Here is a 12,173-nt window from a genome sequence, read left to right as displayed (position 1 = left end):
ATTGGCTTAATGAGATTATTTTAGTACCTTATGAGTCAATATAAGATTGAAAGATATTTTTCCATGTTGTACACTTCTCAATAATCATAACGAGAGTAGGAAACAGCATTAATTGAAAACTCTTTCTCGTTCAGAATATATTCCTGTGGGGGAAGCCACCGCTCATCGATCGGTGGTTTCACGTTGATTGGAGACTTTATATGTCCATGTTAAGGCGGCAACGCCCAGCTCTGTTGGTTTTGGAAGATGGGAGCACGTACCATGGTTATGCCTTTGCAGGGTCCGGCGAGACACTGGGAGAGGTTGTCTTCAATACGGGAATGACCGGTTACCAGGAAGTTATTACAGACCCGTCCTACAAAGGACAGATTGTAACCATGACCTATCCTTTGATCGGTAATTACGGGATAAACCCGGAAGATATGGAATCCGACGGTATCCACCTGGAAGGATTTATCGTCAAGGAGTATCAGCCGTATCCGAGTAACTGGCGCAGCCGGACGAGTTTGAAAGAGTTTCTTGAGTCTCATGGTAAGCTGGGTGTCGAAGGTATCGACACGAGGGCACTCACCCGCCGCATTCGCCTGGAGGGAGCCATGCGCGGGATTCTTTCCACCGAAATGAAGGATATTGACCTCTTACTGCAGCGTGTCCGCGCATATCCCGGCCTTGTCGGTCGGGACCTTATAAAAGAGGTTACCTGCAAGCAACCGTATCGATGGCAGGATGGTGCGCCTCAATTACTCCCATTACAAGGTTTGTCAAAATCTTCCATAGCAGCAAAGTCAGGTAAAGGTGAACATCGGTTGCTCGTTGTTGTCATCGATTGCGGTGTCAAATATAATATCCTGCGAAACCTTGAGAGATTGGGTTGTGAAGTCCTGGTTGTTCCGGCAACAACGTCTGGAAAGGAGATTTTATCATGCAGCCCGGATGGTGTTTTGCTTTCCAATGGACCGGGAGATCCGGCGGCATTACCCTATATTGTTGAAGCAACAGAGCATATCCTGGGAAAGGTTCCCATCTTCGGTATCTGCCTTGGACACCAGATTTTAGGACAAGCTTTAGGTGGAAGGACAGAGAAGCTGAAGTTCGGGCATCACGGGGTAAACCAGCCCGTAAAAAACATCCGGTCAGGACGGATTGAAATCACATCGCAGAATCACGGTTTCGTAGTAGTCCCGGAATCTCTCCCCGGCAACCTGGACATGACCTATGATAACCTGAATGATAACACATCGGAAGGAATGTGCTCCCCGGAGTTAAATGCATTCAGCGTGCAATATCATCCGGAAGCGGCGCCGGGGCCCCACGACGTAAACTATCTGTTTGAACAGTTTGTATCTCTCATGAAAATAAATAAGGAACCATCCCTATGATTCTGATCATTGATTTTGGCTCTCAGTACAACCAGCTCATTGCCCGGCGTGTTCGCGAGCACCATGTATACTGCCAGATAGAGCCTCCGGAAATTGACATCAAAAAAATTAAATCTCTCCACCCGGAGGGTATTATTCTGTCCGGAGGCCCCGCAAGCATCTATGAGAAAGGGAGCCCGCGGGCAGACAGGGGTATCTTTGGCCTGGGTATTCCCGTATTGGGTATCTGTTACGGCATGCAATTTATGGTTGATGCCCTTGGCGGAAAAGTTATCGGAGCTGAAAAGCGGGAATACGGATTTGCCGAACTCAGCATCAAAGACCTGTCAGGCATTTTCTCTTGTGTGGATAAGGAAACCCGGTGCTGGATGAGCCACGGAGACTCCATCGGCGCCCTGCCGAAGGGTTTTAAAACCACGGCATCCACCCCAAATACGAAGATCGCTGCTGCAGAAAACGCATCGAAGCGATTATACGGATTGCAGTTTCACCCGGAGGTTGTCCATACGCCTGAAGGGAAAAAAATGCTGGAGAACTTTCTTTTTCACATTTGCAACTGCAAGAAAAGCTGGACAATGAAATCTTTTGCCCGGGACACCATCGCAGAGATTCGCGCCCAGGTTGGAGGGAACAAGGTGATACTGGGTTTGAGCGGCGGCGTGGATTCATCGGTTGCGGCCGTCCTCCTCCATCAGGCCATCGGCCGTCAGCTGCACTGTGTTTTTGTGGATAACGGTGTTCTTCGGGAAGGCGAGGCGCAGAAGGTTCAGGATGTTTTCCGAAAACATTTCCAGATCAACCTGCGATTTGCCCGTGCAAAGAAGCTTTTTTTGGACAGGCTGAAGGGCGTTGAAGACCCGGAAAAGAAAAGAAAGATTATCGGCCGTACCTTCATAGAAGTTTTTGAAAAGGAGGCCCGGCGGATCAAGGATGTCAAATTCCTTGCCCAGGGGACCCTCTATCCCGATCTCATTGAATCCCGCTCGGCCTTCGGCGGGCCAAGCGCGGTGATCAAATCCCACCATAACGTGGGCGGCCTCCCGAAAAAGATGCGTCTGTCCCTGGTGGAGCCCCTCAAACACCTCTTCAAGGACGAAGTCCGTATGCTGGGCAAGGAGTTGGGGATGTCCGATGAACAGGTCTGGCGGCAACCATTTCCCGGTCCGGGTCTGGCTATCCGCATCATCGGGGAGGTTACGGAAAAACGGCTGGCTATCCTGCGCAAGGCCGACGTGATCCTCATGGATGAGATCCGGGCGGCGAATTTCTACCGCAAGCTGTGGCAGTCCTTTGCCGTCCTCCTGCCGATCAAGAGCGTTGGGATTATGGGGGATCAACGGACCTACGAAAATATTCTGTCGATACGGGCGGTCACCAGTGACGATGCCATGACGGCAGACTGGGCGAAACTACCCCATGACCTTTTAGGTAAGATTTCCAACCGCATCATCAATGAGGTCAGAGGCGTGAACCGGGTAGTCTATGATATCAGCTCCAAGCCGCCCAGCACGATTGAGTGGGAATAACAAAAGATGCCGAAAAGAAACGACCTGAAAAAAATCCTTATCATTGGTTCCGGGCCGATTATTATCAGCCAGGCCTGCGAATTTGACTATTCCGGCACGCAGGCATGTAAGGCGCTGAAAGAAGAGGGTTACCAGGTCGTCCTGATCAACAGCAATCCGGCGACAATAATGACTGATCCCGAAACGGCGGACAGGACGTATGTGGAACCGATCACGCCGGAGGCCGTGGCAAAGATCATTGCCAAGGAACGTCCCGATGCCCTTCTTCCAACGCTGGGTGGACAGACAGGTCTGAACACTGCTGTCACTGTTGCGGAAAACGGTGTGCTGGAGCAATACGGCGTGGAGATGATCGGCGCATCTCTCGAGGTAATCCAAAAAGCGGAGGACCGCGAGAAATTCCGCGACGCCATGGAACGGATAGGACTCAGGGTACCCAGAAGCGGATTTGCGAAAAATATGGATGAAGTATTTGCAGTCGCTACACATATTGGATTCCCTCTCATTATTCGTCCCTCTTTTACCCTTGGCGGTACGGGAAGCGGTGTCGTCTATAACAGGGAGGAGCTTGCGGAACTCGCCAAGGTTGGACTGGCCGCCAGCATGATCCATGAAATCATGCTGGAAGAATCAGTTCTGGGGTGGAAAGAATATGAACTCGAGGTGATGCGAGACAGGGCGGACAACGTCGTCATTATCTGTTCCATAGAAAATTTTGATCCCATGGGCATTCACACCGGCGAGTCGATTACGGTTGCCCCTGCCCAGACCCTGACCGATGTGGAGTATCAGCGGATGAGGGATGCAGCCATCGCCATCATGCGGGAAATCGGTGTGGAAACCGGCGGATCGAACGTGCAGTTCGCTGTAGATCCCCAAAACGGAGACATGGTTGTTGTCGAAATGAATCCCCGTGTGTCGCGGTCTTCCGCCCTTGCCTCCAAGGCAACAGGTTTTCCCATAGCAAAAATTGCCGCAAAACTTGCCGTCGGCTACACACTTGACGAGATTCCCAATGATATTACCAGGGAAACGATGGCATCCTTTGAACCGACCATTGACTACTGCGTTGTTAAAATTCCCCGCTGGACGTTTGAAAAATTTCCGGAAACCGAAGACGTGCTGACGACGTCCATGAAATCGGTAGGAGAGACCATGTCCATCGGCCGTACTTTTAAAGAGGCGCTCCAGAAGGCGGTTCGCTCACTGGAAATCGGCCGATTCGGTTTGAAAGCAGCTTTACCGGCGGAAATCGGCAATGCCGGGGAATTCTTGTCTTCTCAATTAAAGACGCCGAACTCCCTGAGACTGTTTTATATCGCCGCCGCCTTTTACCACGGCATGAGCACTGAAGAAATATCCCGTTTGACCTTGATCGACCCCTGGTTTCTGAACCAGATACAGACTATTGTTGAGGCGGAAAAGCTTCTCGAGACGACACCGCCTTCGGTTGAGGTATTGCGGGAAGCCAAGCAGATGGGTTTTTCTGATCGATATCTTGGCGAGCTCTGGAAAATATCTGAAGCCGATATCCGCGAGATGCGCTTTCGTGAAAATATCCTGCCCGTTTTCAAGCTTGTCGATACCTGTGCCGCTGAATTCGAGGCCTATACACCTTACTATTACTCTACATATGAGGTTGAAGATGAAGCGCGGCCCTCTTCGAAACCAAAGGTGGTGATCCTGGGTGGGGGCCCCAACCGCATCGGTCAGGGGATCGAATTCGATTACTGCTGTGTGCATGCATCGTTTGCCCTTCGTGAAGAGGGGTATGAAAGCATTATGGTGAATTCAAACCCGGAAACGGTGAGCACCGACTACGATACATCGGATAAGCTGTTTTTTGAGCCGGTAACCCTGGAAGATGTCCTTCATATCCTGAAGACGGAAAATCCTCTGGGGGTAATCGTACAGTTCGGAGGACAGACTCCCCTCAATCTTGCCAAGGCTCTGGAGGCCTCGGGGGCAAGGATACTGGGGACATCTCCCGATGCGATAGACCGCGCCGAAAACAGAGAGCGTTTTCAGGAAATTGTTAAACGTTTGGACCTTAAGCAACCGGACAACGACACCGTAACGGATATCAATGGAGCGCTCAAGGCAGCCCGGAGGATCGGTTACCCCGTCCTGGTCAGGCCTTCCTACGTCCTGGGAGGGCGATCCATGGAGATTGTGTATGATCAGGAATCTTTGAAACAATTTATGGAGAAGGCAATTGCTGCTTCTCCGGATCATCCTATACTGATCGATAAATTTCTCGAGGACGCCATAGAAGTCGATGTGGACGCCATCTGCGACGGTACGGATACCGTCATCGGAGGCATCATGGAACATATTGAAGAAGCGGGTATCCATTCCGGAGACAGCGCCTGTGTGCTGCCGCCTATCACGTTTTCAAAGGAACTCCTTGAGACAATTGAGAAGCAGACAAAACTGATCGCCCGGGAACTGGGAGTGATCGGTCTGATGAACATTCAGTATGCTGTAAAAGACGGCATTCTTTATGTACTGGAGGTTAATCCGCGTGCATCCCGGACTGTTCCCTTTGTCAGCAAGGCTATCGGCGTACCCCTTGCCAAACTGGCAACCAAGGTAATGCTGGGGAAATCCTTAAAGGAATTGGGATTCACGAAGACCATATGGCCGGAACATATCTCTGTAAAAGAGGCAGTCTTCCCCTTCAACCGGTTTCCAAACGTGGATGTACTCCTGGGTCCTGAAATGAAGTCCACGGGTGAAGTGATGGGAATTGACCGTTCTTTTGGAATGGCCTTTGCCAAAGCACAGATGGCCGCCGGTTTCCGCCTGCCCCTTGAAGGGGGTGTATTTATCAGTGTAAATGATGTACATAAGGATAAAATTGTGCCCGTCGCCCGTTCGTTTTACAATATGGGTTTCTCTATAATGGCCACCCGTGGTACGGCGGCCCACCTGCAGAGACACGGCATCACGACGGAGACCATTCTCAAGGTGAGCGAAGGCCGTCCCCACATTGTAGATCGCATTAAAAATGGTGATATTCAAGTGGTTATCAATACGAGCGTTGGACGCAGGTCAACTTTTGACGCCTATCACATTCGACGAGGCGCGCTCATCTACAATGTACTCTACACAACGACCATTGCCGGGGCAAGAGCCCTGACCGAGGCTGTTATGGCATTGAAAAAGGAACCGTGGGAGGTATTTCCACTCCAGGATTATCATTCCGGAATAAAAAGGGACATGGGTCAGGGATAAGGGGGGTAAATATTATGGAAGAGAGAAGACCAAGGGAAGAATGCGGTGTATTCGCTGTTTACGGAGCACCGGAAGCGGCGCGTATCACATTTTTCGGTCTCTTTGCCCTCCAGCATCGTGGACAGGAGAGTGCGGGCATCAACACGGCGGATGGTTGTCAGGTATGGGGACATAAGGGTATGGGCCTGGCATCTGAAGTGTTCCGGGAAGATACCTTCTCTAAGTTGCCCGGTCACTTAGCCATTGGACATGTTCGTTATTCGACAACAGGGTCTTCTGTTCTTTCCAATGCCCAGCCGTTTTTGGTGCATCACGCCGACGACTACTACGCCCTGGGCCACAACGGAAACCTCATTAATGCCCAGGCATTGCGTTCCGAACTCGAAGACAAGGGCTCCATTTTCCAGTCCACGATGGATAGTGAAGTGATCGTTCACCTGATGGCCAAGCATCTAAAAAATGGAATCGATGAAGCCCTGACAAAGGCACTCACCCAGGTTCAGGGAGCATACAGTATCGTGATGCTGACGAAAGACAAAGTGATTGCAGCGCGCGATCCCCGTGGCTTCCGTCCTCTCTCCCTCGGAGAACTCAATGGCGGGTGGGTTATCGCTTCCGAGACCTGCGCATTCGATTTGGTGGGCGCCAAGTACCTGCGCGATGTAAAGCCCGGCGAGATTATTATTATTGACCAGGCAGGATTACACAGCATTACTCCCTTCCCTCAGATAAGACATGCCCATTGTATCTTTGAACTGATCTATTTTGCGCGGCCCGACAGCCAGGTCTTCGGTGAGAATGTGTACATGTGCCGGAAACGTCTGGGACACCGCTTGGCGAAGGAATACAGGCCGGATGTAGACCTTGTCATGCCGTTTCCCGATTCAGGCAACTACGCCGCTTTAGGCTATGCTGAAGAAAGCGGCATTCCCTTTGAGATGGGCATGATCCGCAATCATTATGTGGGGCGCACGTTCATTCAGCCGACCCAGCCCATGAGGGATTTTGGTGTGCGGGTCAAATTAAACCCCGTGAAGCCTTTGCTTTTCGGGAAACGGGTTCTGATTGTGGAAGATTCCATCATCAGGGGAACAACCAGCCGCAACCGTGTCCGTAATCTTCGTGAAAACGGTGTGAAGGAAATCCACATGGTCGTAAGTTGTCCGCCCACACGCCATCCCTGTCCGTACGGGATTGATTTTTCGTCGAAAGGTGAGCTTATCGCCGCGCAGCAGGATAATGTTGAAGCTATTACCCGGTTCATCGGGCTGGATAGCCTGAACTACCTGTCTTTGAAAGGCAGACTTAAGCACTTTGACCCCCCTCTTTTCTAAAGAGGGGTTGGGGGAGATTTTACGGAATGCAATTAAAATCCCCCTGAATCCCCCTTTACAAAGGGGGACTTGAAAGAGATAATATTCTTAAGTCAGCGACATTGATCGTGGATTTATAAAAATATTATAGCAGATGAGCACCGTTTTAATAAAGGTTCATCCGTACATTTGAGTTGATAATCTGTTGAATTGAGCCTTGACTGGCTTACACCTACCTACTCCACACTCATGGTACATTGAAGACATCAATGATTATCAAAAGAAATCTTTACTCAAGCCTACCTTAGGTCTGCCGCTTTTTGAAGAATGTAGATCGCCTCGGGCATTCCAATCTTGCCGTCGCTGTTGACTTCGGCACTCTGAACGATCGATTGATTGGGGGTAATCCCTGAGAGGACCTGCATGGTCATAATGGCGTCAGCCAGAGTGATGAAGGTATCCCCGTTGAGATCGCCTGTCACGATAATTTTTGTTATTTTTGAAAGCCTGTTTCCCGCTGCATCGTACTGGTAGATAATCGTATTACGGCTCGTCCCCGCATTATAGGTGGCTGACGTCAGGCGGTTGAGCTTGTCGTAGGTATAGGTCGTTTCGTATGCAAAAAGTGTAACCGCAGACAGCCCGATAAAAAATAAGACAAAAACCAAAGAAATCAAGATCTTATTTTTCATAACATTTCCCCTCTCAATGGATTGCTTTATTGTCATCTTAGATTACCGACAAAAAATATAGGCAACAAAATGACCTTGTTGATTTACATGAATCGCATCCTTGTCATATCTTCCATGCTCTTCCCCCTTTGCTCCGTAACGTTCTTCATGCTTAAAGGAAGAACGCTGATGCCATGATCTATGGCTAGAGCTATTTTTTGCCTCCAGTCCAATCCTGTACTGTTTGCTTCCCTTTTTTTTCTACAGGCTTTTCTTGAGTTGTCTTTCCTTTTCCTTGCATTTCAGTCGAAATCGTGTCGGCTGCTTCTTCCTGAGGAGTTTGAAGTTTTTTCGTATTTTTTTCAGCTTCCTTTTTTTGTTTCTTGGTCATGTCTGAGTATTCGGTTTTATCGCTACATTTGCCTTTTTTCAGAGCTTTATTTACTTCCGTCGTCACTTTCGTAATTTCTCTGGCACTTGGGCCATCATCCTCATCTAAAGGTACAGGGCCAAAATTCGTTCTCTCTTTTTTGTTTGGTATTGGTTTATCGTCACTAAAAGGCCATATTAACCCGATTGGATCGATATAATTGATCGGATTATTGCCGACAAAGCCGTATAAATTTAACCCGCCCCTTTCTCCTATCGGGTCCCTTGTCGTCCATCTCCCGGCGGATGGTGAATAGAAACGCTTCCCGAAATACGAGAGGCCGGTTGCCAGATCATAGGGTTTTGTGGAAAATTGGTAGGGCTGATCCAGGGCTCCTGTCCTGGTCAATAAATTGCCGAAGGGATCGTAGGTATATGCGGCCACCACCGTCTGAGAGCTGTCAATTACCGCCGTTACATTGCCCTTTCCATCGTAGAGGTAGTAATAATTCTGCCCTCCCTGTTTCAGGCTCAAAAGCCCCCCTATGCCCCCGCCTTGATGGAGCCCCCAGGTATATTCACTGAGAATGTTGTTGCTATCATCGCGTTCCTGCAAGGGCAAATAATCGTCTGCCACATACATGACCTTTTTGGTCCAATATGTGCTTGTGGAATATTTGGAATACTCCACTTCCTTCTCTCCTATATGGCCGTCATCCCCATACTCATAGGACACTTTATAGGATTCGGATTCCAGGGTCGGGATGGTGGTAAAATATTCCCATCCAGTCGATCCCAGGCGATTTCTGATATCATAGATTCCGGTAAATGTTTTACCTTCAGGACTGTTCCATTGGGTCATGTTACCTTCGGCATCGTAAGTGAAGGTCTGAGCAGGATTTGTAGCGCTGAGCAGCTCGTTTATGTTGTTGTAGCTGTAAGTTGTCTGCCCGTTGACAAAAGACGTTACGGGCGCTCCGCTGGTTGCGGTTTCGCCGGCGATAAGGTCCTTATCGTTATAGGTATAACCGTACTGGCTGATTATTTCGCCCGAGGATTTCTTGTTCGCTACCGAAACAAGACGATTCAGAGAGTCGTACTGGTAATCGGTATAACTTCCGTTCGGCCGGGTCAGTCGCGTGACCAGCGGGCTTGCACCAGTGTAGGAGTAAGTAAAATTCCCGGCGCCTCCGTTGATTGCCGTCAACCGGTCAAGGGCATCGTTAGTATAGGATACGGTCTGGCCCAGCTCCAATGAGTAGCTCTTCACCTGGCCTTTCGCATCATACTGATAAGTAATGATATCATTGTCCAGGGGTCCGTCGATGCTTGTAACAAGAGAATCGGCGTTGTAGCTGTACGCGGTTGTGCCCAAGGCGTCGGTCATACCGGTAAGACGCCTGTATGCATCGTGTTGATACATGGAAGGCATTGTGTAGTATTTCACATCACTTGTTGAGTGCGATATATATGCCAGGTTATTATTTGAATTAAACGTATAAGAGGTGGACAGGTTTCTGGGACCGGTGTAGGAAGCTATCCGGCTTAAGGAATCATAAGTGTATGAAGAGGCTGTTCCATCGGCAAAGGTTTTCGTGATGAGCCTGTTGCTATTGTCATAATCAAATGAGGTGACCTGACCTTTGGGATCGATCAATTGAATTTGGTTCCCGTTGGCGTCATAAACGAACCCGGTTATCCCTCCGTCCGGATGCACTATCCGGGTAATATTTTGTGAAGAGTTATAAACGTATTGGGCCGTTCTTCCGCCCCGGTCTGTGATGGCTGTGATAAGATGGGGAAATACGATCGAATAGGTTATGCTTACGTATCTGCCGTCGGGATAGGTGATCTTCGTAACATCGTTCAGGATGTTGTATTCATAGGTGATAGTCATTCCGGTGGCATCGGTGTATGTCTGGACTCTTCCGAGGGCGTCGTAGGTATAGCTATTCAGGACCTGCCCACTCCGGGTGATCTGGGTGAGACGATAATTCGCATCATAGATAAAATTCGTCGTTATGTTAAGCGGATCGATCTTCGAGATGATATTTCCGAAAGCATTGTAGGTTATTGATGCCGTATTCCCCGAACGGTCCGTGTGGGATGTGATATCGTGTGCGGTATTATAGGCAAGAACGATGGTCCCCAGTCCATTAGTGATTCCGGTCATATCAACGTCGTTTGCCGCATAGCTGAGGGTCGTAACCGCATTATTAGAATCAGCGATAGATGTGACTTTCCCCATCGTATTATAAGTATAATGAATGTTCAAATAGCCATTGGATATGCCGGTAAGATTACCGGTGTCGTCGAACGTGAAATCCGTGACGTCTCCTTCAGGGGATTCGATGGAAGCAAGTTCCATTCCTATAATATCATATAAGGTTTTGGGAGCATTGCTTGCGTAATTATTGTTGCTTGCATCTATGTAAGGAATATAATTCTTAGGACTGATATACCAGGATAATGAGCCCGAGCGATAGTACTCTTCCTTGCCGCCAAAGGGATTGGTCACAGTGATGCGGGAGTTGTAAGACATCGAGGTTTCCGGGGCGGGGTAGGAATCTGTACCCTCAAGGCCATCGGCCGGCTCGAAATAAAATCCCCAACTGCCCCCGGCATTTGTCAGACTTTCCAGATAGTAATCCGTCAACACATAGTGACGGTAGGTGAAACTTGTCCAGTAACCGCCCATGTCGGTTATTTTCGCCAGATTTTTGTTGGCGTCATACTCAAACGCAGCAGTGCGGCCGAAGGGGTCGGCAGCCTGGATTACAAGCCCATCGTTGTTATAGGAAAGGGTTGTCACTTTGCCCAGCGCATCGGTAATCGTCATCAATTTACCATTCGCATCATAGCCCATGCTCAGCTTCTGCCCATAGGCGTCCTTCATCTCCGTGAGAAGCGAGATGTCGACGGCTGTTCCCGTGGGAATGTTGTAGACGTATACCTCGCCGTCGGGGAATTTGAGCTCAAAATGGTTTTCCGTAAGTTCCGTGAGAGTGTTGAAAACATGATAGGGGGGCTTGAAGACGCCCGCACCGATGGGAACATAAAGATCCTGATTCCCGTCGGGCATGACGACCATGATGCCGGCAAATGCTCCGTTATTATCCACCGCCCGGTAGAGATAGCTTCTGTAATTCAACTGCCACTTGCTTCCGAAAGGTCCGCCGAGAGACGTTTGCGAATTGTAGCTCAGCTTCAGCTCCACCGAAGGCCCAATCGGGCTATTGTACCACAACGGCGTATCCGCCATGTAGAAGTTCAGATTGACCATGTTCACCTGCCAGACAGGCGCCCCTTTGGAGGATGGCACGCATGACGCCTGGGCAGATCGGCTGGCGCTCAACGCAGACGCCGATCCTCCCCCTCCGCCACTGCTGCCGCCGACATTCTGGCATGAGGGTTCGCCCAGATCCGACTCCGGGGTGGATGATTGTCCTGACGTGTTGGAGAGATCAAGGGCTTTCCTCACTGTAGCAAACGCAGTCCGAACGGCCGCCACTTTGGCTTCGTAACTGCTCTTGGTCTGAATCGTACTTGTGTTTTCGGGGGAGGATTGTGCCTGGACGCTGACTCTCAGGGGTCCAAAGAAGAGCAGAGTGGCGGCCAATAAGGCCCATCCGATGATGCGTTTTTCTCTCATGTGCACTCCTTTTACGATAACTGTTT

Annotated in this window: 6 protein-coding genes; 4 read left to right on the top strand and 2 right to left on the bottom strand. The window is 49.6% G+C overall.

Annotated features, from left to right (window positions below; all coding sequences use genetic code 11):
* Positions 1-200: 200 nt before the first annotated feature.
* The 4 genes from carA to purF are packed head-to-tail and all read left to right on the top strand — an operon-like array spanning position 201 to position 7,476.
* A complete protein-coding gene (carA, locus tag NTW12_09510; protein MCX5846572.1) occupies positions 201-1,379 on the top strand; it encodes a glutamine-hydrolyzing carbamoyl-phosphate synthase small subunit in 1,179 nt (392 codons plus the stop codon).
* A complete protein-coding gene (guaA, locus tag NTW12_09505; GenBank protein MCX5846571.1) occupies positions 1,376-2,905 on the top strand; it encodes a glutamine-hydrolyzing GMP synthase in 1,530 nt (509 codons plus the stop codon). The genes carA and guaA overlap by 4 nt, the downstream gene beginning before the upstream one ends.
* A gap of 6 nt (positions 2,906-2,911) precedes the next feature.
* The gene (gene carB / locus NTW12_09500; protein MCX5846570.1) at positions 2,912-6,142 is read left to right on the top strand and encodes a carbamoyl-phosphate synthase large subunit; all 3,231 of its coding nucleotides are present in this window, start codon (positions 2,912-2,914) and stop codon (positions 6,140-6,142) included.
* 14 nt (positions 6,143-6,156) lie between these two features.
* Positions 6,157-7,476: an amidophosphoribosyltransferase gene (purF, locus tag NTW12_09495; protein MCX5846569.1), complete on the top strand. Its 1,320-nt coding sequence runs from the start codon at positions 6,157-6,159 to the stop codon at positions 7,474-7,476.
* A 278-nt stretch (positions 7,477-7,754) separates the two neighbouring features.
* Here the strand turns inward: purF and NTW12_09490 are convergent, their stop codons facing one another.
* Together NTW12_09490 and NTW12_09485 are read right to left on the bottom strand one after the other, a co-directional pair.
* Positions 7,755-8,147, bottom strand: a complete 393-nt coding sequence (locus tag NTW12_09490) for a hypothetical protein (protein ID MCX5846568.1) — start codon at positions 8,145-8,147, stop codon at positions 7,755-7,757.
* Positions 8,148-8,337: 190 nt separating this feature from the next.
* Complete coding sequence (locus NTW12_09485; protein MCX5846567.1) at positions 8,338-12,147, bottom strand: hypothetical protein; 3,810 nt, start codon at positions 12,145-12,147, stop codon at positions 8,338-8,340.
* Positions 12,148-12,173: the final 26 nt, after the last annotated feature.

It is taken from the genome of Deltaproteobacteria bacterium (genome assembly GCA_026388545.1).
Lineage (GTDB): Bacteria > Desulfobacterota > Syntrophia > Syntrophales > UBA2185 > JAPLJS01.
This window is presented reverse-complemented; position numbering and strand designations above follow the sequence as displayed.